Source organism: Kitasatospora cineracea (genome assembly GCF_003751605.1).
GTDB classification, from domain to species: Bacteria; Actinomycetota; Actinomycetes; order Streptomycetales; family Streptomycetaceae; genus Kitasatospora; species Kitasatospora cineracea.
This window is the reverse complement of sequence record NZ_RJVJ01000002.1, coordinates 538,440-563,072: the sequence shown is the minus strand read 5'-3', so window position 1 is coordinate 563,072 and position 24,633 is coordinate 538,440. Positions and strand designations below refer to the sequence as shown.

Genomic DNA, 24,633 nt, shown 5'->3' with positions numbered 1-24,633 from the left:
CCAGGAACCGCTCCCGGAACCGCCGAACCCCCGCCCGCGTGAAGGTTGTTGATCACCACACGAGCGGAGGTCCGATGGGCACGGGGATAGGGTCCTGGCGGGGTTGGCGCACCCCGGCGAACGGCTGCGCCTGGGTGCCGCTGGCGGTGTGCGCCGGCATCTGGGCGGCGCTCCGCGGGAGCGGCGCCTCGGACGACGCCTGGCACTGGTGCCTGGTGCAGGACCACGAGGCGCTGCCGGGCCGGCTGCTCACCAAGACGGTGCTGGCGGGCATCTGCGTGGCCCTGATGCTGCTGCTCGCCGCCCCGCTGGCCCGCCGGACCGGCAGCGCCTGGTGGCTGTGGCCGGTGCTGCTGCTGGTCGGGTACGGGCTCGGCGCGCTGTACGCGTACGGCATGGGCGGCCTGGCGGACGTCCCGGCGGGGGTGGAGCCGGACTGCGAGCCGATGCCGCGCTGGCCGTTCGGCCCGCCGTACTTCGAGTGGCTCAGGAACCGGTGACGGGCCCGGCGGGCCACTCGGCGGGCCCGGCAGGCTACTCGGCGGTCCCGGCGGTCCCGGCGGGCTGCTCCGCGGCCGGGGCGCCGGGCTGGGCGGGCAGGTCGGCGGCGCCGGGCTCGGCGGTGGCGCTCTCGTCGTAGGGGAGCGCGCCGGAGAGGACGGCGGTCAGCCGGGTGCGGTCGAGTTCGCCCGTCCAGTGGCCGATCAGGACGGTGGCGACCGCGTTGCCCGCGAAGTTGGTGAGCGCGCGGGCCTCGGACATGAAGCGGTCGATGCCGACGATCAGGCCGACGCCGTCGACCAGGGCCGGCTTGTGCGACTGCAGGCCGCCGGCCAGGGTGGCCAGGCCCGCGCCGGTCACGCCCGCCGCGCCCTTGGAGGCGAGCACCATGAACAGCAGCAGCGAGAGCTGCTCGCCCAGCGACATCGGCTTGTCCATCGCCTCGGAGACGAAGATCGACGCCATGGTGAGGTAGATCGCGGTGCCGTCCAGGTTGAAGCTGTAGCCGGTGGGCACCGTGATGCCGACCACCGGGCGGCTCACCCCGAGGTGCTCCATCTTGGCGATCAGCCGGGGCAGCGCGCTCTCCGAGGAGGAGGTGGACAGGATCAGCAGGAACTCCCGGCCGAGGTAGCGCAACAGGGCGAACACGTTCACCCCGGCGGCCAGCCGCAGCAGCAGGCCCAGCACCACGACCACGAACAGCACGCAGGTGACGTAGAAGCCGATCATGATCACCGCGAGGCTCTTCAGCGCGGCCGTGCCGGTCGCCCCGACCACCGCCGCCATCGCGCCGAACGCGCCGACCGGCGCCACCCACATGATCATCGACATCACCTTGAACACCAGCTTCTGCAGGTGCTCCACGCCGCGCAGCACCGGCGCCCCGGCCCCGCCCATCGCCTGCAGCGCGAAGCCGACCAGCAGCGCCACCAGCAGGGTCTGCAGCACCTGGCCCGCGGTCAGCGCCGACACCAGGGTGGTCGGGATCGTCCCGAGCAGGAACTCGGTGGTGGACTCCGCGCCCGCCGCGGCCTGCGCGTGGCCCGACTTGGCCAGCGCCGCGGTCAGGTGCAGCCCGCTGCCGGGCTCCAGCAGGTTGCCCACCAGCAGGCCGATGCCCAGCGCGACCGTCGAGGTCAGCAGGAAGTAGCCGAGCGCCAGGCCGCCGACCCGGCCGACTTTCGCCGCCCTGGTCACCGAGCCGACGCCCAGCACGATGGTGCAGAAGATCACCGGGGAGATCATCATCTTGATCAGGTTGACGAACCCGGTGCCCACCGGCTTCAGCTCCACCGCGAACCCGGGCGCGGCCAACCCGACCACCACGCCCGCGACCACCGCGGCGATCACCGCCAGGTACAGGTAGTGGGTGCGGTCGGCCCGGGCCGACCGGGGCGGCGTCTCGTGCTGGGTCGGCTGCATGCGTGCGGCTCCTTCGCCGTAGGCTCGGTGGGCACCCCCGGGGGAAGGGCGCCGGGCCCGTGGGTGGCGGGCTGCGCACGACTATCGGCCCGGCCCGCGACCGGGGCACGCTTGCGTTCATAGCGTTCACGCCGCGACGGCGGACCGGCCGGGCCCGCCGGCCCGCGCCGCTCCCCGGCCTTCGGCGCACCGCCCCCCGGAGTGCACACTGGTCGGCATGCACCCGACCAGCAGCCCGCCGCCGCCACCCCGCCGCCGGCGCAGCCTGGCCGGCCGGCTGCTCGCCGTGCAGGTCGTGATCGTCGCGGCCGTGGTCGCGGGCGGCGCCGTCCTGGCCTACCTGTTCACCGCCCAGCGCGCCGAGGACGCCGCGCTCCGGCAGGCCACCGCCGTCGCCCTCGCCGTCGCCGACACCCCCACCGTCCGGGAGGCCGCCGCCCGGCCCGACCACAGCACCGTCCTGCAGCCGTACGCCGAGCAGGTCCGGGCCGACACCGGCGTCGACTTCATCACCGTGATGGACCCCGACGGCACCCGCTGGACCCACCCCGACCCGGCCCGGATCGGCCGCCCCTTCCTCGGCCACACCGACCAGGCCCGGGCCGGCCGCACCCAGCACGAGACGTACACCGGCACCCTCGGCCCGTCCGTCCGGGTGGTCACCCCCGTCCTGGACGGGCAGCACCGGGTGGTCGCCCTGGTCAGCGCCGGCATCACCGTCGACAACATCACCGCCCGGCTGCGCACCCCGCTGCTCGCCCTGATCGGCGTGGCCGGCAGCGCCCTCGCCCTCGGCGCCGCCGCCAGCTACCTGCTCGCCGCCCGGCTGCGCCGGCACACCCACGGCATGGACGCCGAACAGCTCGCCCACCTGTACGACTACCACCAGGCGACGCTGCACTCGGTCCGCGAGGGCCTGCTGCTGCTCGACCGCGAGCACCGGGTGCTGCTGTGCAACGACGCCGCCCGCCGGCTCCTCCAACCGGCCGGCGAGGTCGACGGCCTGACGGTGCGTCAGCTCGGCCTGCCGGAGTCGCTCACCCGCGCGCTGGAGAGCGCCGCACCCGTCCGGGACGAGGTGCACCTGACCGCCGAGCACGTCGTGCTGCTCAACACCTCCCCGGTCGGGCCCGGCCTCGGCACCGTGGTCACCCTCCGCGACCACACCGAACTCCAGGGCCTCACCGGCGAGTTGGACAACGTCAAGGGCATCGCCGCGGCCCTCGACGCGCAGGCCCACGAGGCCGCCAACCGGCTGCACGCGGTGGTCTCGCTGATCGAACTCGGCCGCCACCGGGAGGCGGTGGAGTTCGCCACCGCCGAACTCGCCCTCGCCCAGCGGCTCACCGACCAGGTGGTCGGCGCCGTCGGCGAACCCGTGCTCGCCGCCCTGCTGCTCGGCAAGGCCGCCCAGGCCGCCGAACGCGGCGTCGACCTCCACCTCACCGCGGACAGCCGGATCGACGACGGCGTGCTGCCCGACCGGCTCACCCCGCGCGACCTGGTCACCCTGCTCGGCAACCTGATCGACAACGCCATGGACGCCGCCATCGAGAACGCCGCCCACGCCGCCCCCGAGGTCCACGTCACGGCCCGCACCGACGACGGTCACCTGCTGCTGCGGGTCGCCGACACCGGCCCCGGCGTCGACCCGGCCGCCGCCGAGGACGTCTTCCGGCGCGGCTGGACCACCAAGCAGCACGGCCGCGGCCTCGGCCTCGCCCTGGTCGCCCAGACCGCCCGCCGCAACGGCGGTGACGTCCGGCTCGGCGGCGACGGTGGCGGCAGCGGCGGAGAGCACGACGGCCGGTCCGGCGGCGCGGTGCTCACCGTCCGGCTGCCGCTGCAGCGCGCGGAGGTGGGCGCCCGGTGACCGGAGAGCCGATCCGCGTCCTGGTGGTCGAGGACGACCCGGTCGCCGCCGACGCGCACGCCCGCTACGTCGCCCGCACCCCCGGCTTCGCCGTCGCCGCCGTCGCCCACTCCCGGGCCGAGGCGGTCCGCGCCCTCGAACGCACCCGCACCGCGGGCGCCCCCGTCGACCTGGTGCTGCTCGACCTCTACCTGCCCGACGGCCACGGCCTGCACCTGTGCGCCGCGCTGCGGGCCGCCGGGCACGGCGCCGACGTCATCGCCGTCACCTCCGCCCGCGACCTCGCCATGGTCCGGCAGGCCGTCAGCGCGGGCGTCGTCCAGTACCTGCTCAAGCCGTTCGGCGCCGCCGCGCTCGGCGACCGGCTGCGCCAGTACGCCCGCTACCGGGCCAACCTGGACCGCCCCGGGCAGGCGCTCGGGCAGGACGAGGTGGACCGGGCGCTCGCCCTGCTGCGCGGCAGCGACCGCAGCAGCCTCCCCAAGGGCCTGTCCGCCGACACCCTCGACACCCTGGCCGCCGCGCTGCGCGCCGCCCCCGGCGGCCTCTCGGCGGGCGCCGCCGGCGAGGCCACCGGGGTCTCCCGGATCACCGCCCGCCGCTACCTGGAGCACCTGGTCGGCACCGGCCACGCCACCCGCGAGCCGCGCTACGGCCAGGTCGGCCGCCCCGAGCTGGGCTACCGGTGGAGCGGCGACTGAGCCGGGGGCGGCCGGGGCGGCCGGGTGGCCGGGGCGGTGACCGGGTTCAGGTGCGTTCGGCGAGCACCAGGTAGCGGTCCGGTTCGTCGGTGTAGGAGAGCGGGGCCCAGCCGCTGGCGGCCAGCAGCGGGAAGAGGTGCTCGCGGGCGCGCAGGTCGTCGGGGGTGAGCGGGCGGCCCTTGCGGGCGGCGAGCGCGGCCCGGCCGAGCGGGTGGAAGAGCGCGAGCCGGCCGCCGGGGCGGGTGACCCGGGCGAGTTCGCGCAGTCCGGCGGCCGGGCCGGGCAGGTGCGAGACCAGGCCCGCGCCGAACACCAGGTCGGCGACCGCGTCGGGCAGCGGCAGCCGGGTGCAGTCGGCCAGCAGCAGCGCGGCCGCGTCCCGGTGGGCGGTGGCCTGTTCGAGCATCTCGGGCGTCAGGTCGACGCCCAGCACGGTGCCGGCCGGGCCGACGGCGGCCCGCAGCAGCGGCAGCGCCCGGCCGGTGCCGCAGCCCGCGTCGATCACGAACTGCCCCGGGGCCAGGCCGGTGTCGCCGATCGCGGCGGCGTAGCGCGGGCTGTCGTCCGGGTACTTGCCGTCCCAGCGGGCGGCGCGTTCGGCGAAGAAGGCGCGGGTCTCGGCCAGTTCGCGGGAGTGGGCGGCGGACCGCGGGGTCGGCGAAGTGTCCATGGAGGGGAGGGTACTTGGGCGGCCGTCCGGGCCGGGCGGGCCGGGCGGCGGCCGTGACCGGCGGCGGTCCGGCTCGTTGGGGGAGGCGGGGGCGCCGGGCGGGGCCGAAGGGGGCCGGGCGGGGGAGCACCGGGGCCGGACGGGTGATCCGGGGGCGGCGGGCTCACCCGGACGGGTGATCAACGGGCCTGGTGGCGTCCACCCCGAACCGCCCGGAGATAAAGTTAGGCTTACCTAACTTCGCAAGGGAGCTCCTGCTGTGACCCTCACCGTCGGCACCCCCGCCGCACCGGCCGGCGACGCGATCCTGCGCCGCCAGCGCATCCGCGAATCGGCCGCCCGCACCTACGCCCGGTCCTTCCCGATCGTCCCGGTGCGCGCGAACGGCATGACGGTCGAGGGCGCCGACGGCCGCCGCTACCTCGACTGCCTCTCCGGCGCCGGCACCCTCGCGCTCGGCCACAACCACCCCGTGGTGCTCGACGCGATCCGCCGCACCCTGGACAGCGGCGCCCCGCTGCACCTGCTCGACCTCGCCACCGCCGAGAAGGACGACTTCACCACCGCCCTGCTGGAGAGCCTCCCGGAGAAGTTCGCCGCCAGGTCCCGGATCCACTTCTGCGGCCCGGCCGGCACCGACGCCGTCGAGGCCGCCCTCAAGCTCATGCAGACCGCCACCGGCCGCCGCGGCGCCCTCGCCTTCACCGGCGCCTACCACGGCATGACCGCCGGCGCCCTCGCCGTCACCGGCAACACCGCCGTCAAGGCCCCGCTGCCCAGCGGCGGCGAAGTCACCCGGCTGCCCTACCCGTACGCCTACCGCTGCCCGTTCGGCGTCGGCGGCGACCGCGGCGCGCAGCTCGCCGCCGCCTACACCGAACGCCTCCTCGACGACCCCTCCGGGGGCGTGCTGCCGCCCGCCGCGATGATCCTGGAGGCCGTCCAGGGCGAGGGCGGCGTCGTCCCCGCCCCCGACGACTGGCTGCGCGAGATGCGCCGGATCACCGCCGAACGCGGCATCCCGCTGATCCTCGACGAGGTGCAGACCGGCGTCGGCCGCACCGGACGGATGTGGGCCGTCGAGCACAGCGGCATCGAACCCGACGCGATGGTCCTCTCCAAGGCCATCGGCGGCAGCCTCCCGCTCGCCGTCGTGGTCTACCGCGACGAGTACGACGGCTGGCAGCCCGGCGCCCACACCGGCACCTTCCGCGGCAACACCCTCGCCATGGCCGCCGGCGCCTCCACCCTCCGCCACATCGCCGCCAACGGACTGGTCGCCCGCGCCGAGACCGTCGGCGCCCGGATCACCGCCCGCCTCGACGGCGCCCGCGACCGCCTCCCGCAGATCGGCGACGTCCGCGGCCGCGGCCTGATGCTCGGCGTCGAACTCGTCGACCCCGCCGGCGAACCCGACAGCTGCGGCGCCCACCCCGCCGACCACGCCTTCGCCGTCCGGGTCCGCGAAGCCTGCCTCGCCCGCGGCCTGATCGTCGAACTCGGCGGCCGCCACGACGCCGTCCTGCGCCTGCTCCCCCCGCTCACCATCACCGACGAGCAGGCCGAGGCCGTCCTCGACCGCCTCTGCGACGCCGTCGAGTCCGCCGCGCGACAGCCGGGGGGAAGCAACCAGTGAGCAGAACAACAGACATGACGACAGATCAGATATCGACCAGGGGCGGGACGATGGACGGGCAGCACCCGGAAGCAGCGGCCGCACTCTCCGGCGGAGCCGCCGGACCGGAAGCGCTGCGGCCGCTGATCGCCGACGTGCTGGCCGGGCTCGCGGCCGGCGCGGCCCGGCGCGGCGGGCCGATCCCGGCCGGGACGCCGGAGCAACTCGCCGCGCAGGTGCGCGAAGCGCTCGCCGGTGCGCACGGGCCGGCCGCGCTCGGCGCCCTGGCCGAAGTGCTGGCGCACGGCGCGGCCGACCCGGCCGACCCGGCGTGCGCCGCGCACCTGCACTGCCCGCCGCTGGCCGTCGCGGTCGCCGCCGACCTCGCGGTCAGCGCCCTCAACCCGTCCCAGGACTCCTGGGACCAGGCCCCCGCCGCCACCGCCCTGGAGAGCGAACTGCTCGCCGAGATGGCCGAGTTGGTCGGCTTCGACCCCGCCCGGGCGGCCGGCGTCCTCACCACCGGCGGCACCGAGTCCAACCTGATGGGCCTGATGCTGGCCCGCGACCGGCGCCTCGGCCCGGACGTCGAACTCAACGGCCTGCCGGCGGGCGTCCGCCCCCGGATCCTGGCCTCCGAAGCCGCCCACTTCTCCGTCCAGCGCGCCGCCGCCCTGCTCGGCCTCGGCGAACGCGCCGTCCGCACCGTCCCCGTCGACCGCGACCTGCGGATGGACGCCGGTGCGCTGGCCGACGCCTTCGTCGAAGCGGGCTGGGAAGGCGCCACCCCCATCGCGGTGGTCGCCACCGCCGGCACCACCGACACCGGGGCGATCGACCCGCTCCCCGAGATCGCCGACCTCGCCGCCCGCCACGGCACCTGGCTGCACGTCGACGCGGCCTACGGCGGCGGGGCGCTCCTCTCCCGGCGGCTCGCCCCGCTGCTCGACGGCCTCGACCGCGCCGACTCGGTCTCCCTCGACTGGCACAAACTCGGCTGGCAACCCGCCGCCACCGGCGTCTTCCTGGCCCGCGAAGCCCGCACCTACGCCTCGCTCGCCCGCCGCGCGGTCTACCTCAACCCCGCCGACGACGAAGCCGCCGGCTACCCCAGCCTGCTCGGCCAGTCCCTGCGCACCACCCGCCGCCCCGACGCCTTCAAACTCGCCGTCACCCTGCGGGTCCTGGGCCGCGACGGCCTCGGCGCCCTGGTCGACCGCTGCCACCTCGCCGCCCGGCAGGCAGCGCAACTCGTCCGCGCCGCGCCCGAGTTGGAACTCCACTGCGACCCCGTCCTGACCACCGTGGTCTTCCGCTACGCCGTCCCCGACCCCGCCGACAGCGACCGCGTCAACGCCGAACTCCGCCGCCACCTGCTCCGCACCGGCCGCGCCGTCGTCGGCCGCACCGAACTCCCCGGCCACGGCCCGGGCCGGGTCCGGCTCAAACTCACCCTGCTCAACCCGCACACCACGCAGGAGCAACTGGCCGCCCTGCTGCGGGCGGTGGTCGAAGCCGGGGCGAGCACGCGCGACGGGGGCAAGGACCCGAAAACCGGTGAACGCGCGCGGCCGCCGCACTAGCCTGACGCCGTGACGAGTCGGAGCCTGACCTCCCGTACCGGACCGGCCGCCCTGGTGGCGGCCGGCCTCCTGTTCCTCACCGCCTGCACCGGCGGCGGCAGTGGCGGCGGGGGTGACAGCAGCGGCAGCGGCGGCGGCAAGGCGAAACAGGTCGGCTGGTACCGCCTGGTCCCCGACCTCTGCGCGGCGGTGGGCGACCCCGGCCTGCCCGGGAAGCTGCGGGACTCCATACCGGTGACCAGCGAGGGCATCCCGAGCGACCCGTCCACGTCGCTCAGTTGCAGCTACGACGGCGGCCCGGACACGGAGGACTGGCGGGTCAGCATCGACGCGACGATCTTCGAGGAGGCCCACGGCTGCCACTGGCTGGAGGTCGAGGAAAACATCGCCAGGTCCCCGATCGGCGGCCCCAAGCCGGACGAGACCCGGAAGTACGAGACGACCGACCCCGGGGGGCTCGGCCAGGAGGCCTACCGGCTGTCGGTCCGGCACCCGCTCACCGACACCATCCCCGGGCCGGTCGACCAGCTGACCCTCAAGTCGGGCGTCTGCGACGGGAACCTGAGCCTGACGGTCGAGGTCGACTACGGCGCGGGCGCGGGGATGTCCGCGGACTACCCGGGTGCGCTCGACAAGGCCGAGGAGGCGTCCCGGAAGAAGGCCGCCGACCTGCTCAAGCGGGCCGAGGAGAAGATGTACGAGCGCGCGATGAGCCCGCAGCCGACGGTCTCCTGACGGCCGCCCCCGCGCTCCGGCCCCGGGTGGCTCAGACGCCTTCCAGCAGGATCCCCCGGAGGGTCTCCCACTGGTCGGGGTCGGTGGCGACGAGGAGGCCGTTGGGGCCGCCGGGGCCTCGGGGTGGTAGGGGGTGCCGTCGAAGCGGGCGCTGCGGCCGCCGGCCTCGGTGACCAGGAGGGAGCCGGGGGCGTGGTCCCAGGGGAGGGTGCGCCAGTACAGCAGGAAGTCGTGCTCGCCGGTGGCGACCAGGGGGTACTCGATGCCCGCGGCGCCGCGGCCGGGGTCGAGGGGACCGAGGGCGAGGGTGTTGGCGAGCAGGCGGTGGCCGGTGGGCGGGGCGAAGTAGCGGGTCTTGAGGATGCCGGTCCACTTCTCGGGGGCGGTGGTGGCCTTCCCCAGGGTGAGCCGCTCCCCGTCGCGCCAGGCGCCGGAGCCGAGTTCGGCGGTGTACGCGGTGCGGGCGCAGGGCTGCCAGATCCAGGCGGCGACGGTCTCGCCCCGGCGGACCAGCGAGGCCATCACCGCGTAGGAGGGGCTGCCGGCGACGAAGTTGCGGGTGCCGTCGACCGGGTCGACCAGCCAGGCGGCGGGTTCGGTCGCCAGGGCGAGGGCCAGGTCCGGGTCGGCGGCGACGGCCTCCTCGCCGACGACGGGCACCGGGAGCAGCTCGCGCAGGCGCCGGGCGATGATCCGCTCGGCCTCCCGGTCGGCGACGGTGACGATCTCGCCGGGGGCCTTCTCCATCACCTCGCCCTCGGCCAGAGCCCGGAACCTCGGCTCGACCGCCTCCGCCGATGCCTCCACGAGGATCTCGGTGACCTTCTCCATCAACACGCCCGTGCTCCCTTCACCGCCTCCCACTCTCCCATGCCGTGGTGGTGCGGACGGTGCGCAGGTGACGTGCGGGACGGTGCCGGGGCGCCGGGGCGGCTCACGGGGCGGTCGGGCCGCCGTACTCGGCGCGCACCCGGCGGTCCATGGCGAGGGTGAACTGGGCGTCGTTGACGGCCCGGGCGAGCGGGCGGACGCGCTGGACCAGCTCGGTGAGCCGGGCCGCCTCGGCGGGGGTGAGGTCCTGGACCCGGGTGAGCGCGCCGAGCAGCTGGTCGCGGATCAGGGCGACGAACAGGTCGGCCATCGCGTCCGCGTACTCGGCGGCCCGCCGGCTGACGGCCAGCACGGCGGCCAGCGGCACGCCCTCGTCGACCAGCGCGACGGTGGCGTCCATCAGGCGGCGGCTGACGTGGGTGATGCCGTCGGGGCGGACGGTGATGTAGCCCTGGGCGACGGACTCGGCGGTGTTGGCCTCGGTGAGCTGGTCGCCGAACGCCGCGCGCAGCTCGTCCCAGCCGAGGTGGACGGGCGTCTCGTCCGACCAGGGGGCCACCAGCGCGGCCTGCAGGCCGATCAGTTCGGCGACGTCCCGGCCGTCCTCGCCGGCGCCGATCAGCTCGGCGATGCCGCCCAGCGCGTGGCCGCGCTCCAGCAGTTCGGCGATCAGCCGCAGCCGGGCCAGGTGCTCCTCGCCGTACCAGGCGATCCGGCCCTCCTTGCGGGGCGGCTGGAGCAGCCGGCGCTCGCGGTAGAAGCGGACGGTGCGCACGCTGACGCCGGCCGCCTCGGCGAGCTCGGCGACGCGGTAGGCGCGGGGCCGCTCGTGATCCTGTTCGATCTCCGCCACGCCGGTCAGCATAGGGGTTGTCCGGCGATTCCCGTCGGGCGCGACGCCGGACGACCCCCGGCCGCCGGGCGGCGCGGAAACAGCGACGTCCCGCGCTATTCCACTCGGTGTCAACAAGGGCTACTCTGCCAAACGCGCCAGTGATTACTGGCAGCATCGGTGCCACCCGCCCCGCCCCCAGCCAGCGCCCCCACCCTCGCCAGGAGGCCCGCCCATGGCAGCCCGCAGCAAGAAGCCCCCCGCGCCCGGCACCGACCCCGGGCCGGAGCGGGCCGTCCCGCACGTCCGGGCCGCCGTCATCGGCTCCGGCTTCGGCGGCCTCGGCGCCGGCGTCCGCCTGCGCCGGGCCGGCATCACCGACTTCGTGATCCTGGAGCGCGCGGACTCGGTCGGCGGCACCTGGCGCGACAACTCCTACCCGGGCTGCGCCTGCGACGTGCCCTCGCACCTGTACTCGTTCTCGTTCGCGCCCAACCCCGAGTGGCCCCGGGTGTTCTCCGGCCAGCCCGACATCCGCGCCTACCTGGAGCGGATCGCCGACACCTTCGGCCTGCGCCCGCACCTGCGCTTCGGCGCCGAGGTCACCGAGCTGCGCTGGGAGGAGGAGCACACCCGCTGGCGGGTCACCACCGCGGCCGGCAGCTGGACCGCCGACGCCGTGGTCTCCGCCGCCGGACCGCTGGCCGACCCGCAGATCCCCGACCTGCCCGGCCTGGACGCCTTCCCCGGCAAGGTCTTCCACTCCTCCCGCTGGGACCACGACTACGACCTGGCGGGCAAGCGCGTCGCCGTGGTCGGCACCGGCGCCTCCGCCGCCCAGATCATCCCGGCGATCCAGCCGACCGTCGGCAGTCTGACGGTCTTCCAGCGCACCCCCGCCTGGGTCCTGCCGCGCGCCGACCGCGAGGTGAGCGGCGCGGAGAAGTGGCTGCACGCCAAGCTCCCGCCGACCGGACTGCTGCGCCGGGCCGGGCTGTTCGCCATGCGCGAGCTGCAGGTCGACGCGTTCGTCCGCCGCCCGCAGCTGCTGAAGCTGGTCCAGCAGGTCGCGCTGCGGCACATGCACCGGGCCGTCGCCGACCCGGGACTGCGCGCCACCCTCACCCCCGACTACCGGATCGGCTGCAAGCGGATCCTGCTCAGCAACACCTACTACCCGGCGCTCGCCGCCCCCAACACCGAGGTGGTCCCCGGCGGCCTGCGCGAGCTGCGCGGCTCGACCCTGGTCGGCGCGGACGGCAGCGAGCACGAGGTCGACGCGATCGTCTTCGGCACCGGCTTCCACGTCACCGACCTGCCGATCGCCGAGCGGGTCTTCGGCATCGGCGGCACCTCGCTGGCCGAGAGCTGGAAGGACGGCATGGAGGCGCTGCGCGGCTCGACCGTGCGCGGCTTCCCGAACCTGTTCTTCCTGATCGGCCCGAACACCGGGCTCGGCAACAGCTCGATGATCCTGATGATCGAGTCCCAGCTGAACTACCTGGTCGACGCGCTCACCACCCTCGACTCGCTCGGCGCCACCGCCATGCAGCCCACCGAGCGCGCCCAGCGCCAGTGGAACCTGGAGCTCCAGCACAAGATGGGCCGCACCGTGTGGACCACCGGCGGCTGCCGCAGCTGGTACCTGGAGGAGAGCGGGAAGAACACCGTGCTGTGGCCCGGCTCCACCAGCGCCTTCCGCCGCGCCACCCGGCACGTCGACCTCGCCGAGTACGAGCTGATCAAACGAACCGCCCCCAAGCCCGTGGAGGTCGTGTCCGCATGAGCCGCATCCCCGCCGACTGCGTGCTGCCCGACCCGGCGGCCGTGCGCACCGTCCGCTCCGCCGACGGCGCCGAGCTCAACGTCGAGGAGTACGGGCCCGACGGCGCGCCGCTGGTCGTGCTCGCCCACGGCTGGACCTGCTCCACCGCGTTCTGGGCGCCGGTGGTCAACCGGCTGGCCGCCGACTTCCGGGTGGTCGCCTACGACCAGCGCGGCCACGGCCGCAGCCCCGCCCCCGCGGGCGCCGACGGGTACGCCACCGCCAAGCTCGCCGAGGACCTGGAGGCGGTGCTCACCGCGACCGTCCCCGACGGGCGGCGCGCCGTGCTGGTCGGCCACAGCATGGGCGGCATGACCATCATGGCGGCCGGCGGGCGTCCCGCCGTCGCCGGGCGCACCGCCGCCAACGTGCTGGTCAACACCGGCCCCGGCGAGCTGATCGCCGAACTGACCGTGCTGCCGCCCGCCGTCCGGGCCAGGGGCCTGCGCCGCTTCCTGCACCGGCAGATCCTGCGCTCCCGGCTCCCGCTCGGCCCGGTCACCGGGCTGACCCGGGCCGCCCTCAAGTACGCCACCATGGGCCCGGCCACCCCCGCCGACCGGGTCGAGGCGTGCGCGCAGGTGGTGCACGCCTGCCCGGCGCAGGTCCGCTTCCGCTGGTCGGTGGTGCTCGACACCCTCGACGTGCACGACGGCCTGGCCCGGCTCGCCGCCCCCACCGCGGTGATCGCGGGCAGCCACGACAAGCTCACCCCGCCGGTGCACGCCCGCCGGATCGCCGCCGCCCTGGCCGACCCGCGCGGCCTGCTCGAACTGCCCGGCGCCGGCCACATGAGCCCGGTCGAGCGGCCCGCCGAGGTCGCCGCCGAGATCCGCCGGGTCGCCGCCCTGGCCGCCGAGCCGTCAGCGGCCGAACCGTCATCTGTTGGACCGTCAGCCGCCGAAGAGCCCCGGTCCGTCGCGGTGCCCCTGGTTGCCGCAGAGTCCCCGACCGCCGCCGAACCGCGGGCCGTCGCCGCACCGCTGGAGGAGACCGCATGACCCCGCCGCTGTCCTCGCAGGTCGTCGTCATCACCGGAGCCGCCCGCGGCCTCGGCGCGCTGATGGCCCGCAAGCTCTCCGAACGCGGCGCCAAGGTCGCGCTGGTCGGCCTGGAGCCCGCCGAGCTGAAGGCGGTCGCCGCCCAGTGCGGCGAGCACGCCTCCGCCTGGGAGGCCGACGTCACCGACCTGGACGCGCTCACCGAGACCGCGAACCGGATCAAGGACCGGTACGGGCGGATCGACGCCGTGGTCGCCAACGCGGGCATCGCGCTCGGCGGCCCGATGCAGGACAGCGACCACCGGGCCTGGACCCGGGTGGTCGAGGTCAACCTGCTCGGCTCGGTCGCCACCGCCCGGGCCTTCCTGCCCGCGCTCGCCGAGAGCCGCGGCTACCTGCTGCAGATCGCCTCGCTGGCCGCGCTGACCCCGGCCCCGCTGATGTCCGCGTACTGCGCCTCCAAGGCGGGCGTCGAGTCCTTCGCGCACGCGCTGCGCGCCGAGGTCGCCCACCAGGGCGTCAAGGTCGGCGTCGGCTACCTGAGCTGGACCGACACCGACATGGTCCGGGGCGCCGACCAGGACGCCGTGCTGCGGCAGATGCGGGCCAAGCTGCCCTGGCCCGCCAACAAGACCTACCCGATCGGCCCCGCCGTCGACCGCCTGGTGGCCGGGCTGGCCCGCCGCTCCGCGCACGTCTACGCGCAGGCCTGGCTGCGCGGCATGCAGCCGGTCCGCGGCTTCCTGCCCGGCCTGATCGCGCTGGTCGGCTCCCGCGACGTGGCCCGGCTGGCGCCCGAGTTGAAGGCCACCGCCGCGACCCGGCTGGGCCCGGTCGGCGCGGGCGGGCAGGCGGACCAGGCGGCCCGGGAGGGCCGGCCGGCCTGACCCGGCGCTGCGAGACCGGACGGACCGTCGGCCCTGGAGGGGAGCCGGCGGTCCGTCCGGCGTTCCCGGGCACCGCCCGGTGTCGTCCGGGCACCGTCCGGGGCCGCCGGGGCACCGGGACTGGGCAGCGGTTTTTCATGTCCTTATACCGTGTGACTAGTATCCGTCCGTCAGAGTCCTGTCAGATTCGGCCAGTTGTGAACGACTGGTGTCGTCCCCAAGGAGAATGCCCTGCGCACGCGCGCGTCTCGGCGGATCAGAACGGGCCGGCTCTCGCTCCGCGCGACCCTGCTCGTCCTGGCGATCGTCCCCAGTGTGGCGCTGGCCGCCCTGTGGGCCGTCACCAGCGGACAGCTCCTGTTGGACTTCCAGCGCCAGGCGGCCCAGGGCCTGCTCGCGCAGGAGGCCGGCCAGCCGTCCAACATCGTCTACTACAACCTGCAGGAGGAGCGGCGCCTGAGCGCCGACGTCCTCGCCACCCACAGCGGGGTCACCGACGCGCTGCGCAGCCAGCGCGCCAAGACCGACCAGGCCATCCGCGACTTCCAGAAGGCGTCCGACGTGGCCGCCTCCGACGCCCCGGACGAAGTCAAGGAAGCCGTCGGACTGGCCCGGCAGTCCATCAACCAACTGCCCGCCCAGCGCGCCCTGGTCGACAGCGGCAGCGAGCAGCAGCAGGCCGCGGTCTACGGCTACTACACCGACCTGATCGCGGTCGACCTCAAGCTGTTCGCCGCGCTCAGCCACGTCGACAACGGGCAGATGACCACCATCTCCGCGCCGCTGGTCGACCTGTTCTGGGGCAAGGAGATGATCTCCCGCTCGGACGCCCTGCTGGCCCGCGGCTGGCCCACCGGCAGCCTGAGCGCCGAGGACTACCAGCAGCTGCGGCAGGCCGTCGCCGAACAGGACTTCCAGTTCGGCACCAAGGTCGCGCCCTACCTGCCCGCCGACCAGGCCGCCAAGTGGAAGCAGATCAACGGCAGTTCCGCCTGGAAGGCCAAAGGCGACGTCGAGCAGCAGCTGCTCAGGCCCGCCGCCGCCGACCGCAACGGCCGGATCGCCCTCACCGGGGACCAGAGCGCCTGGCGGCAGGCCGTCGACGCGCTCAACCCGCAGCTCGTCGACCTGCTCGAGTACCGCACCAACTACGTCGTCGACCACGGCAAGAGCAGCATCATCTCGCTCGCCGTCCGGCTGGTCCTGACCACCGTCATCGGCCTGATCGCCGTCATCGTGGTCGCCGTCACCTCCTGGCGGATCACCCGCACCCTGCGCCGCCGGATCGGCCGGCTCCAGGAGCAGGCCGAGGACCTCCAGACCACGCTGCCCGCCGTCGTCGAACGGCTCGGCAACGGCGAACAGGTCGACCCGGAGGAGCACGCCCGGGCCGTCGCCCCCGACCCGTGGGGCCGCACCGGCGACGAACTCGCCAAGCTGGCCGAGGCGTTCAACCAGGCCCGGGCCAGCGCGGTGCAGTCCGCCGTCGCCCAGGCCGAGCAGCACCGCGCCTACGAGCGGCTGCTCCAGCGGATCGCCCGCCGCACCCAGCAGCTGATCGGCCAGCAGCTCAAGAAGCTCGACGAGCTCGAACGCCGCCACGAGGACCCGGAGTTCCTGGAGGGCCTGTTCGACCTCGACCACCTCACCGCGCGCCTGCGCCGCTACGAGGAGAACCTGGTCATCCTGGCCGGCGGCGCCCCGCACCGGCGCTGGCGCAAGCCCGTCCCGCTGCTGGACGTGATGCGCTCCGCCCAGGGCGAGGTGCAGGACTACCAGCGGGTCAGCATCGACCTGGAGGGCAGCCCGTGGATCTCCGAGCGGGCCGTCGGCCCGGTCGCCCACGTGCTCGCCGAGCTGATCGAGAACGCGCTGACCTTCTCCCGCCCGCCGAACCCGGTCGAGGTCCGGGCCGGCCGGGTCAGCCGGGGCGTCGCCATCGAGGTCGAGGACCGCGGCCTGGGCATGGAGGAGGACCAGATCGAGGGCGCCAACGAGATGATGGCCCGCCCGCCCCGCGCCGACGTGCTCGCCCGCGGCAACGACATCCGGCTCGGCTTCTACGTCGTCTCCCGGCTCGCCGAACAGCACGGCCTGCGGGTCGAGTTCCGCCAGTCCGCGTTCGGCGGCACCCGGGTCGTGGTGCTCGTCCCCGAGGAACTGATCGTCCCCGACCCGAACGCCCGGCCCACCATCGTCCCCGCCCAGCCGGTCGGCGGCCTGCCGACCCGCAACCGCGGCCAGGCCCTGGCCGGTGTCACCGCCCTCACCGCCGGGTCCGAACCGGTCTCGGTGTCGTACAGCCTGCCGTCGGCGGTCGAGGAGGCACCCGCCGTGGACCCGTACGCCCCCGCCGCCCCGTACCCCGCCGGGGACCCGTACCCGCAGTACGAGCAGCTGGGCGCACCGCACGGGGAGCACCCGGCGGCCGGCTACGAGCCGTACCCGGCGACCGGCCACGAGCAGCCGTTCCCCGACGCGATCCTGCCGCTGCAGCCCGCGCCCACCCCGTACGCGCTGCCCGCCGGGCACCACCCCGAGCCCGCCGCGGCCGGTGCGTGGCCGCCGCCCGCCGGGCACCAGGAAGCCCCCGCCCCGTTCCCGGCGTCGGCGTACCCGCCGCCCGGCGGCGAACCCCCGCTGCCGCGCCGGATCCGCCAGGCCAGCCTGGCCGACGAGCTGCGGATCGACCCCGCCGCCCCCAAGGAAGCGCCCGCGCCGCCCCGTTGGGACGAGAACCCGCTGTTCCGACCGGCCCCCCGACGGGCCGGAGCAGCGATCGGGGCGTTCCAGCGGCGCTCCCGCGAGGCGCGCGGCGGCCAGGTCCCCCCGACCGCCGACACCGCCGGCGGCACCGAGGGGCGGACGGGCCCGGCCGACGGCTGGAACAACAACCACACCCCGACGGGAGAAGACCGGTCATGACGCGCACTACCGCCACCCACCAGGATCTCGACTGGCTGCTGGACGGCTTGGTGGACTCGGTGGCCGGCACCAAGAACGCCGTGCTGCTCTCCGACGACGGCCTCGTGGTCGGCCACTCCCGCAGCATCGACCGCTCCGACGCCGAGCGCCTCGCGGCCGTCGCCACCGGCCAGCAGAGCCTGGCCCGCGGCGTGGGCCAGCTGTTCGCGGGCGGCCCGGTGCACCAGGTGATCGTCGAACTCGCCGACCTCTGGCTGTTCGTCATCGCGGCCGGCTCGGGCACCCACCTGGCCGTGATCGCCTCGCAGGACGTCGACGCCGAGGTGATGTCGCTGGCCATGCACAACCTGGTCCAGCAGGTCGGCCAGAAGCTCAGCACCCCGCAGCGCGGCGACTTCGACGCGTTCGGGGTCCGCAGCGGGCAACGCGCGTGAACGCCCTGCCCTGGGACGACGAGTACGAGTACGGCTACGAGGACGGGGACGACGGCGCCGACAGCATGGTGCGGCCGTACACGATCACCCGCGGCCGCACCGCGCCCGAGCGCGACGACTTCACCCTGATCACCCTGCTCACCAGCGTGCCGGCCCCGGTCGACGCCTACGGCGCGCCGGTCCGGCCCGCCCGGCTGCAGCCCGAGCACCGGATCATCATCGACCGGTGCCGGACCCCGGCCGCGGTGGCCGAGGTCGCCGCCGACCTCGACCTGCCGGTCTCGGTCACCAAGATCCTGCTCGGCGACCTCGTCGCGCAGGGCCTCCTGACGGCCCGGGCCCCGATCTCGGTGGCCCGGGCCGCGGGCGGCGCCGACCGCGGCCTGCTGGCCGCCGTACGTGAGGGCCTGAGGAGGCTTTGAGATGACCAGCACCCCGGCCGCCGCAGCCGCGGTCAAGATCCTGATCGCCGGCGGCTTCGGCGTCGGCAAGACCACCCTGGTCGGCGCGGTCAGCGAGGTCGCGCCGCTGCGCACCGAGGAGTACCTGACCACCGCCAGCGTCGGCGTGGACGACCTGTCCGGCGTCGACCAGAAGACCACCACCACCGTCGCCCTGGACTTCGGCCGGATCACCGTCAGCCCCGAACTGGTGGTGTACCTGTTCGGCACGCCCGGCCAGGAGCGGTTCTGGTTCATGTGGAACGACCTGGTCAACGGGGCGCTCGGCGGCGTCGTCATCGCCGACACCCGCCGGCTGGAGACCAGCTTCGCCTCGATCGACTTCTTCGAGAGCCGCGGCATCCCGTTCGTGGTCGCGATCAACTGCTTCCACGGCGTCAACACCCGCAGCGACGCCGAGATCCGGGCCGCCCTCGACCTCGACCCGCACGTGCCGATGCTGGTCGGCGACGTCCGCGAGCGCTCGTTCGGCCGGGACGCCCTGCTGGCCCTGGTCGACCACCTGATGGCGATGCCCGTCGGCTGACCCCGCGGCACCCGCACGGCCCGCGCCCCCGCCCGGGCCGTCCCCCGAACCCACGGAGAGACCATGGCAACACCCCTGCGCGTCCTCGTCCACGGCGGCGGCATCGGCGGCCTCAGCCTCGCGGTCGCCCTGGCCCGGCGCGGCCACACCGTCGAGGTGGCCGAGCTCCGCGAGCAGCTCGACGCGCTCGGCGTCGGCATCATCCAGCCCTCCAACGCGCTGCACGTGATGCGCGAACTCGGCGTGCTGGAGCAGTGCCTGGAGGTCGGCTTCGAGTGGGAGGTGCTGACCATCTGCGACCCGGCCGGCAACCCGCTGGCGAAGATCCCGCAGCCCCGGATGGACGGCGCCCCCGCCAACAACGGCATCCCCCGCCCGGCGCTGGCCGAGGTGCTCGGCCGGGCCGCCGCCGAGGCCGGCGCGACCGTCCGCTTCGGCACCACCATCGCCGAACTCGCCGACGACGGCGAGGGCGTGGACGTCACGCTGTCCGACGGCTCCACCGGCCGCTGGGACCTGGTGGTCGGCTTCGACGGCATCGGCTCGCCGCTGCGCACCCGCCTGTACGGCGACCGCCACCGCCCCGAGTACACCGGCTTCGCCAACTGGCGGGTCACCGTGCCCCGGCAGGACGAGGTGCAGGGCGTGGTGATGAGCACCGGCAACCGGGCCGCGAAGGCGCTGCTCACCCCGATCACCCCCGAACTCATGTACCTGGGCGCGGTGTTCGCCGAGGCCGAGGACTTCCGCCCGGACCCGGAGCGGGCCCACGAGCAGCTCGCCGAGCGGCTGGCCGGCTTCGCCGGCCCGGTCGCCGAGGCGCTCACCCACGTCACCGACCCGGCCGCCGTGGTGTACTCGCGGATCTCCCAGGTCACCGTCGAGGAGCCCTGGCACGTCGGCCGGGTGGTGCTGGCCGGCGACGCCGCGCACGCCTCCACCCCGCACCTGGCGCAGGGCGCCGCGATGGCCGTCGAGGACGCCCTGGTGCTGGCCCAGGAGCTGGACGCGGCCGCGGACGTCCCGGCCGCGCTGGCCGCCTGGGAGGCCCGCCGCCGCCCGCGCGCGATGTTCGTCCAGTCGCTGTCCCGGGCCGTCCTCAAGCAGGAGACCGGCACCGCGACCACCCCCGAGGAGGACGAGCTGCTGGAGATCGGCATCCCGGGCGCCGCCCACGTGCTGGTCAAGCCGTACTGACGCACCGTCGGGAACGCCGCGGGGCCCGGCAGTCGCCGGGCCCCGCGGCGTCCCCCGGTCAGGCGCCGTGCACCGACACCTCGTTCAGCGAGTAGCCCCACTGGGTGGCCCGGGCGGTGCCGTGGAAGCGGACGTAGCGGGCCGAGGTCGGGGTGAACGCGGCGGTGTCCAGCCCGCCGTCACCGGCCGAGGTCGACCACACGGTGCGCCAGTCGGTGCCGTTCGTGGACACCTCGATCCGGTACGACCGGGCGTAGGCCCGCTCCCAGTCCAGGGTCACCCGGTCCACCACCCGGGCCGTGCCCAGGTCGACGGCGAACCACTGGTCGTCGCTCCAGTCGCTGGCCCAGCGGGTGGCCCGGTCGCCGTCCACTGCCCGGCCCGGCTGGTACGAGACGAACGGGTTCCACTCCGAGGAGCTCGCCGAGGCGGCCGCCCCCGTCGCCAACTCCCGCCCCGCGTCGTGCACTTCGGTGGCCCGCCAGGTGGTCAGGTAGGACTGCGCGCCCTTCATCAGGTCGTCCACCACGCCCTGCCCGCCGGAGAGCCGGATCTGCTCGATCCAGTCCGGCAGCAGCCCGGCGTGCGCCAGGCCGTCGGTGTTGACGTCCCAGGTCCGGCTGCCGGTGACCTGCCGGTCCAGCAGCGAGCCGCCGTCCGCCGAACGGAACGGGTACGTCACGGCGTTGGGCGCACCGGCGCCGACCGGCCCCGGCCAGCCGCCGACGCCGTTCAGGTCGCTGCCGTAGCCGTAGCCCACGCCGTACCGGTCGCGCAGCGCCTCGGTGCGGTTCGCCTCGGCCACGAAGGCGTTCGCGTCGTGCGGGTACTGCGCCGCGAACCCGCCCAGCCTGTACAGGCGTTCGGTCCAGTCCAGGTCCATCCAGCTGTGGCTGGACAGCACCCCCGGGTAGCCCTTGGACTCCAGGATCTCGAAGGCGCTGCGGGCCGCCTTGACGCTCATGTGGTCGACTTCCAGCATCATGTGCCGCTTGACCATGCCGTCGATCGCGTACGCGCCCAGGTCGGTCAGGCCGCGGGTGTTGCACTGCGCGGCCGCCGCGTAGGTCGGCAGGCTCACCCCGGCCGGCAGCAGCGCCTCGGCCTGCGCGGTGGGCAGGCCGATCGGGTTGTCGTGCTGCGGGCCGGTGCACGGCTCGGTGGCCCAGAAGGTGCCGGTGGACAGGAACTGCCCGGCGTTGACGGCCACCCCGGTGGTGCCCTCGTCGAAGCGCACCCCGCACAGCGCGTTGTCGAACTTGTGGCACAGGAACATGCTGCGCACGCCCAGCGCGTACAGCTCGTCCAGGCCGCGGTCGATCGCCGCCCGGTCGCACTGCGGCACGTCCAGCACCTGCTTGCAGCCGAACGGCTCGGAGGTCTCCACGCCGAGCACCACCGCCAGCTTGCCCTGGGCGACCACCCGGCGGGCCTGGTCGGAGTCGGTGACGATGCGGAACCAGCCCTTGCCGGGGCCGCCGTACATCCGGTCCACGTAGTCCTGGAGTTCGTAGGACTTCTTCGCCTCGGTGCGGATGGCTTCCATCTCGTCGCAGGGGCGGTCCTTGTACGGGTAGATCGAGCAGAGCAGCCCGTTGGTCACCAGGTCGTTGACCAGGACGCGCTCGCCGCCGCGCCAGGCCCGCTCCAGCCAGGCGTAGTAGTCCTGCTGGTGGCTGAGCGAGTCGTGGGCGGGCCAGTCGGCGAAGGTCGGCCAGCCGACCGGGTCGTGGTGGCCGTCGGCGCCGCCGGTGACGTTCTCGAACAGGGCGAGCGAACCGTCCGGGTAGTGCTCCGGGCAGTCCTTGAGGGCGTCCGCGACGCCCTGCTCGGAGAAGGCGGAGCCGCAGATCACCCGGCCGCCGAAGCCCTCGGCGGACATCAGGTGGTTGTGCGCGTCGACGAAGCCGCGGACGCTGCCGTCAGGAGCCGTGCCGTGCAGCGGCTCCCCGGTCACGTCGATCTGCGAGTCCGGCACCGGCCGGGCGGTGGGGTTCCACCACCCGTCGGCGGCCCGGGCGGTGGGGCCGGGCACGGCGCCGGCGGCGAGGGCGGCGGCGAGCAGCAGCAGCGGCAGCAGGCGGGCGAGGACGTTCCTGGCGCGGTGGTTCCCGGTCATGGTCACCTCTCGGCTCGGGGGAGGCGGCGGCGGGGAGCGGTGCTCCGGGTGCGGTCCCCCGAGAATCCCGAGCGCCTGACGGGGCGTCAAGGCATCGGACCGGATTTACTGACCGGTCAGTAGCGGCGGCCGGAGCGGCGACACGTCGACGGGTCGTCAACGTCCGGGCCCCGGACGCGCGTCGGGCCCGGCCCCGTGGGAGGGGCGGGCCCGGAGGTGCGGAGGCGGTGCCGGTCCGTCAGTGCCGCGCGGGGCGGCGGGTGCGGGCCGGCGGTGCGACTTCTATGGAGCGGGCGTGGAGCCGAACGGACATCAGTTCTCCTGGGAGGGAAGGGCGCCGCGTGGGACGGCGGCGCTGCCCGAAACCGTAGGGTGATCGGACGAACGCCGGTGCGGGGCGCGCCGCCGACGCCCCGCGGGTCGCCCGAAGGGCCGAAGCGGTCCACCCTCCGGCCGGTCGGTGCGGCACCCGTCTACCGACCGGTACGGTCGGGGCCATGACCACCGCTCTCATCACCGGCGCCACCGCCGGCATCGGCGCCGCCTACGCCAACCGCCTGGCCCGCGACGGCCGCGACCTGGTGCTGGTCGCCCGCGACACCGAACGCCTCGCCGCCTCCGCCGCCGAACTCACCGCCCGCCACGGCGTCCGGGTCGAGACGCTGGCCGCCGACCTCGCCACCGAGGCCGGCATCGAGGCCGTCGAGCAGCGGCTGCGCGACGGCGACCGCCCCGTCGACCTGCTGATCAACAACGCCGGGTTCGGCCACCGCGGCACCTACCTGGACGTCCCCGTGCAGGACGAGCTCGACATGCTCAAGGTGCACATCGAGGCCGTGCTGCGGCTCACCACCGCCGCCGTCCCCGGGATGCGCGAGCGCGGCTTCGGCGGCGTCGTCAACGTCGCCTCGGTGGCCGCGTTCCTGCCGCGCGGCACCTACGGCGCGACCAAGGCCTGGGTGGTCAACTTCACCCTCGGCATCGCCCGCGACCTGGCCGGCAGCGGCGTGCGACTGCAGGCGCTGTGCCCCGGCTTCACCCGCACCGAGTTCCACCAGCGGGCCGGCATGGGCACCTCCTCCATCCCCGGCTGGGGCTGGCTCACCGCCGACCGGGTCGTCGACGACTCGCTGCGCGACCTCGCCCGCAACCGCCCGCTCTGCGTCCCCAGCAAGCGCTACCGGGCCGCCGTCACCGCCGCCCGCCTGCTGCCCCCCGGCGGCCTCGGCAAGATCTCCAACACGGCGGGCCGCGACTACCGCAAGCCCTGACCCCCGCCCGGCCGCACCCGGAGCGCCGCCCTCCGGCACCCTCCGCCCGGGGCCGGGAGGGCGCCGGAGGGTGCCGGTCGGGGAACGCCGGTGTGGCAGAGTGGTGGCGTAAGCGTCACGGTCGACAATATCGACCACCAGTTGCGGAGGTTGCCGATGCCCGGCCCGATCCAGTCGCTGTCGCGGGCGGCGGCGATCCTGCGTCTGCTGGCGGGCGGGGAGCGCCGGTTGGGGTTGTCGGAGGTGTCGACCTCGCTGGGGTTGGCGAAGGGGACGGCGCACGGGATCCTGCGGACGCTGCAGGCCGAGGGCTTCGTCGAGCAGGACGCGGAGAGCGGGAAGTACCAGCTGGGCGCGGAACTGCTGCGGCTGGGGCAGTCGTACCTGGACGTGCACGAGTTGCGGGCGCGGGCGCTGGTGTGGGCGGACGACCTGGCGCGGGCGGCGGGGGAGACGGTGTACCTGGGCGTGCTGCACCAGCGGGGGGTGCTGGTGGTGCACCACGTGTTCCGGCCGGACGACTCGCGGCAGGTGCTGGAGGTGGGGTCGATGCAGCCGCTGCACGCCACCGCGCTGGGGAAGGTGCTGCTGGCGTACGACCCGGTGGCGCGGGGCGAGTTGGGCGAGGGCCCGTTCGAGGCGTACACGGCGCGGACGTTGACGGGGGCCGCGGAGGTGGACGCGGAGTGCGCGCTGATCCGCGAGCGGGGGTGGGCGGACGCGGTGGAGGAGACCTGGGAGGGGGTGGCGTCGGTGGCGGCGCTGATCCAGGACCGGCGGCGCAACCCGGTGGGCGCGGTGTGCGTGTCGGGGGCCGTGGAGACGGTCTGCCAGGACGGTTTCCCCAGGCCCTCGCTGGTGGCCTCGGTGCGCAGCGCGGCCCGGGCGATCTCCCGTGACCTGGGGGCCGGCCGCTTCTGATCCTCCCGTTCGGCCTTCCGCACGCGCCGGGGCGCGGGTGGGCGATCTCGCCCGCCCGCGCCCCTTCGCTTTCCGGGCCGCGCCCGGGCCCGCCTTCCGGCCCGCTCTCCGGCCGGGGCGGCATCCGGTGAGTCACAGCTGAGTAACCCTGCCTTGACGTGGGCAACGCCAGGGGGAGAAGCTTCCGCATGTCGGTCGGCATTGTCGAACGGCGGACGTTCGAACCGGTTCCACTGCGCTCTCACCCGCACGGCGATCGACCGTCCACCTGCCCCCACCCCCCTCCTCCGGGCCATCAGG

At 75.0% G+C, this 24,633-nt stretch carries 20 protein-coding genes and 1 pseudogene; 16 read left to right on the top strand and 5 right to left on the bottom strand.

What is annotated here, in order from left to right:
• Positions 1-74 precede the first annotated feature (74 nt).
• Positions 75-500: a hypothetical protein gene (locus EDD39_RS28990; RefSeq protein WP_123561722.1), complete on the top strand. Its 426-nt coding sequence runs from the start codon at positions 75-77 to the stop codon at positions 498-500.
• A 34-nt stretch (positions 501-534) separates the two neighbouring features.
• Here EDD39_RS28990 and EDD39_RS28985 read toward each other — a convergent pair whose 3' ends face one another.
• Entirely contained in the window at positions 535-1,926 is a 1,392-nt protein-coding gene (locus tag EDD39_RS28985) for a cation:dicarboxylate symporter family transporter (RefSeq protein WP_123561720.1), read from the bottom strand.
• Between the two features lie 217 nt (positions 1,927-2,143).
• Here EDD39_RS28985 and EDD39_RS28980 point away from each other — a divergent pair, with 217 nt between their 5' ends.
• Entirely contained in the window at positions 2,144-3,799 is a 1,656-nt protein-coding gene (locus EDD39_RS28980) for a sensor histidine kinase (protein ID WP_123561718.1), read from the top strand.
• Entirely contained in the window at positions 3,796-4,500 is a 705-nt protein-coding gene (locus EDD39_RS28975) for a response regulator (protein WP_244257344.1), read from the top strand. The genes EDD39_RS28980 and EDD39_RS28975 overlap by 4 nt, the downstream gene beginning before the upstream one ends.
• Positions 4,501-4,546: 46 nt before the next feature.
• Here the strand turns inward: EDD39_RS28975 and EDD39_RS28970 are convergent, their stop codons facing one another.
• Positions 4,547-5,170, bottom strand: a complete 624-nt coding sequence (locus tag EDD39_RS28970; protein WP_123561716.1) for a class I SAM-dependent methyltransferase — start codon at positions 5,168-5,170, stop codon at positions 4,547-4,549.
• Positions 5,171-5,429: 259 nt separating this feature from the next.
• Here EDD39_RS28970 and EDD39_RS28965 point away from each other — a divergent pair, with 259 nt between their 5' ends.
• Genes EDD39_RS28965 through EDD39_RS28955 form a run of 3 tightly spaced genes read left to right on the top strand, consistent with a single transcriptional unit; the run spans position 5,430 to position 9,103 of the window.
• The gene (locus EDD39_RS28965) at positions 5,430-6,806 is read left to right on the top strand and encodes a diaminobutyrate--2-oxoglutarate transaminase family protein (protein ID WP_123561713.1); all 1,377 of its coding nucleotides are present in this window, start codon (positions 5,430-5,432) and stop codon (positions 6,804-6,806) included.
• 14 nt (positions 6,807-6,820) lie between these two features.
• Positions 6,821-8,368 carry a pyridoxal phosphate-dependent decarboxylase family protein gene (locus tag EDD39_RS28960; protein WP_425269770.1) on the top strand — a complete coding sequence of 516 codons (1,548 nt, stop codon included), beginning with the start codon at positions 6,821-6,823 and terminating at the stop codon, positions 8,366-8,368.
• Between the two features lie 9 nt (positions 8,369-8,377).
• Positions 8,378-9,103: a hypothetical protein gene (locus EDD39_RS28955; protein WP_148089553.1), complete on the top strand. Its 726-nt coding sequence runs from the start codon at positions 8,378-8,380 to the stop codon at positions 9,101-9,103.
• Positions 9,104-9,280: 177 nt separating this feature from the next.
• Here the strand turns inward: EDD39_RS28955 and EDD39_RS42795 are convergent.
• Positions 9,281-9,934 (bottom strand): annotated as a pseudogene (locus EDD39_RS42795) (inositol monophosphatase family protein); the annotation flags it as partial.
• A 103-nt stretch (positions 9,935-10,037) separates the two neighbouring features.
• Positions 10,038-10,799: a MerR family transcriptional regulator gene (locus EDD39_RS28945; protein ID WP_123561708.1), complete on the bottom strand. Its 762-nt coding sequence runs from the start codon at positions 10,797-10,799 to the stop codon at positions 10,038-10,040.
• A 202-nt stretch (positions 10,800-11,001) separates the two neighbouring features.
• On the opposite strand from EDD39_RS28945, the gene EDD39_RS28940 reads away from it, so the two are divergent.
• The 8 genes from EDD39_RS28940 to EDD39_RS28905 all read left to right on the top strand — a co-directional run bounded on the left by EDD39_RS28940 (position 11,002) and on the right by EDD39_RS28905 (position 20,022).
• On the top strand, positions 11,002-12,552 hold the full coding sequence (locus tag EDD39_RS28940) for a flavin-containing monooxygenase (protein WP_244257341.1): 1,551 nt from the start codon (positions 11,002-11,004) through the stop codon (positions 12,550-12,552).
• Positions 12,549-13,592 carry an alpha/beta fold hydrolase gene (locus EDD39_RS28935; protein ID WP_123561706.1) on the top strand — a complete coding sequence of 348 codons (1,044 nt, stop codon included), beginning with the start codon at positions 12,549-12,551 and terminating at the stop codon, positions 13,590-13,592. The genes EDD39_RS28940 and EDD39_RS28935 overlap by 4 nt, the downstream gene beginning before the upstream one ends.
• Positions 13,589-14,479 carry an SDR family oxidoreductase gene (locus EDD39_RS28930; protein ID WP_030462165.1) on the top strand — a complete coding sequence of 297 codons (891 nt, stop codon included), beginning with the start codon at positions 13,589-13,591 and terminating at the stop codon, positions 14,477-14,479. Before EDD39_RS28935 ends, EDD39_RS28930 begins: the two co-directional genes overlap by 4 nt.
• A 315-nt stretch (positions 14,480-14,794) precedes the next feature.
• Positions 14,795-17,404 (top strand): sensor histidine kinase, encoded by a 2,610-nt coding sequence (locus EDD39_RS28925; RefSeq protein ID WP_244257340.1) that lies wholly within the window; start codon positions 14,795-14,797, stop codon positions 17,402-17,404.
• A complete protein-coding gene (locus EDD39_RS28920) occupies positions 17,401-17,838 on the top strand; it encodes a roadblock/LC7 domain-containing protein (RefSeq protein WP_030462163.1) in 438 nt (145 codons plus the stop codon). Before EDD39_RS28925 ends, EDD39_RS28920 begins: the two co-directional genes overlap by 4 nt.
• 65 nt (positions 17,839-17,903) lie before the next feature.
• Entirely contained in the window at positions 17,904-18,260 is a 357-nt protein-coding gene (locus tag EDD39_RS28915; protein ID WP_035956428.1) for a DUF742 domain-containing protein, read from the top strand.
• Position 18,261: 1 nt separating this feature from the next.
• Entirely contained in the window at positions 18,262-18,825 is a 564-nt protein-coding gene (locus tag EDD39_RS28910) for a GTP-binding protein (protein WP_123561702.1), read from the top strand.
• Positions 18,826-18,888: 63 nt separating this feature from the next.
• Complete coding sequence (locus EDD39_RS28905; protein ID WP_123561699.1) at positions 18,889-20,022, top strand: FAD-dependent monooxygenase; 1,134 nt, start codon at positions 18,889-18,891, stop codon at positions 20,020-20,022.
• 58 nt (positions 20,023-20,080) lie between these two features.
• Here EDD39_RS28905 and EDD39_RS28900 read toward each other — a convergent pair whose 3' ends face one another.
• Positions 20,081-22,141 carry a discoidin domain-containing protein gene (locus tag EDD39_RS28900; RefSeq protein ID WP_208765679.1) on the bottom strand — a complete coding sequence of 687 codons (2,061 nt, stop codon included), beginning with the start codon at positions 22,139-22,141 and terminating at the stop codon, positions 20,081-20,083.
• A gap of 497 nt (positions 22,142-22,638) precedes the next feature.
• Between EDD39_RS28900 and EDD39_RS28895 the strand changes: the two genes are divergently transcribed.
• Positions 22,639-23,412, top strand: coding sequence for an SDR family NAD(P)-dependent oxidoreductase (locus tag EDD39_RS28895; RefSeq protein ID WP_030462158.1), 774 nt, complete (start codon positions 22,639-22,641; stop codon positions 23,410-23,412).
• Between the two features lie 156 nt (positions 23,413-23,568).
• Positions 23,569-24,333 carry an IclR family transcriptional regulator gene (locus EDD39_RS28890; RefSeq protein ID WP_123563423.1) on the top strand — a complete coding sequence of 255 codons (765 nt, stop codon included), beginning with the start codon at positions 23,569-23,571 and terminating at the stop codon, positions 24,331-24,333.
• Positions 24,334-24,633: the final 300 nt, after the last annotated feature.

Excerpts from the sequence above, each read along its gene's own strand:
- EDD39_RS28960 (WP_425269770.1), top strand. The coding sequence starts at position 6,821 with ATGACGACAGATCAGATATCGACCAGGGGCGGGACGATGGACGGGCAG.
- EDD39_RS28895 (WP_030462158.1), top strand. The coding sequence starts at position 22,639 with ATGACCACCGCTCTCATCACCGGCGCCACCGCCGGCATCGGCGCCGCC.
- EDD39_RS28920 (WP_030462163.1), top strand. The coding sequence starts at position 17,401 with ATGACGCGCACTACCGCCACCCACCAGGATCTCGACTGGCTGCTGGAC.
- EDD39_RS28910 (WP_123561702.1), top strand. The coding sequence starts at position 18,262 with ATGACCAGCACCCCGGCCGCCGCAGCCGCGGTCAAGATCCTGATCGCC.
- EDD39_RS28990 (WP_123561722.1), top strand. The coding sequence starts at position 75 with ATGGGCACGGGGATAGGGTCCTGGCGGGGTTGGCGCACCCCGGCGAAC.
- EDD39_RS28985 (WP_123561720.1), bottom strand. The coding sequence starts at position 1,926 with ATGCAGCCGACCCAGCACGAGACGCCGCCCCGGTCGGCCCGGGCCGAC.
- EDD39_RS28970 (WP_123561716.1), bottom strand. The coding sequence starts at position 5,170 with ATGGACACTTCGCCGACCCCGCGGTCCGCCGCCCACTCCCGCGAACTG.
- EDD39_RS28945 (WP_123561708.1), bottom strand. The coding sequence starts at position 10,799 with ATGCTGACCGGCGTGGCGGAGATCGAACAGGATCACGAGCGGCCCCGC.
- EDD39_RS28980 (WP_123561718.1), top strand. The coding sequence starts at position 2,144 with ATGCACCCGACCAGCAGCCCGCCGCCGCCACCCCGCCGCCGGCGCAGC.
- EDD39_RS28940 (WP_244257341.1), top strand. The coding sequence starts at position 11,002 with ATGGCAGCCCGCAGCAAGAAGCCCCCCGCGCCCGGCACCGACCCCGGG.
- EDD39_RS28900 (WP_208765679.1), bottom strand. The coding sequence starts at position 22,141 with ATGACCGGGAACCACCGCGCCAGGAACGTCCTCGCCCGCCTGCTGCCG.
- EDD39_RS28915 (WP_035956428.1), top strand. The coding sequence starts at position 17,904 with ATGGTGCGGCCGTACACGATCACCCGCGGCCGCACCGCGCCCGAGCGC.
- EDD39_RS28905 (WP_123561699.1), top strand. The coding sequence starts at position 18,889 with ATGGCAACACCCCTGCGCGTCCTCGTCCACGGCGGCGGCATCGGCGGC.
- EDD39_RS28935 (WP_123561706.1), top strand. The coding sequence starts at position 12,549 with ATGAGCCGCATCCCCGCCGACTGCGTGCTGCCCGACCCGGCGGCCGTG.
- EDD39_RS28890 (WP_123563423.1), top strand. The coding sequence starts at position 23,569 with ATGCCCGGCCCGATCCAGTCGCTGTCGCGGGCGGCGGCGATCCTGCGT.
- EDD39_RS28930 (WP_030462165.1), top strand. The coding sequence starts at position 13,589 with ATGACCCCGCCGCTGTCCTCGCAGGTCGTCGTCATCACCGGAGCCGCC.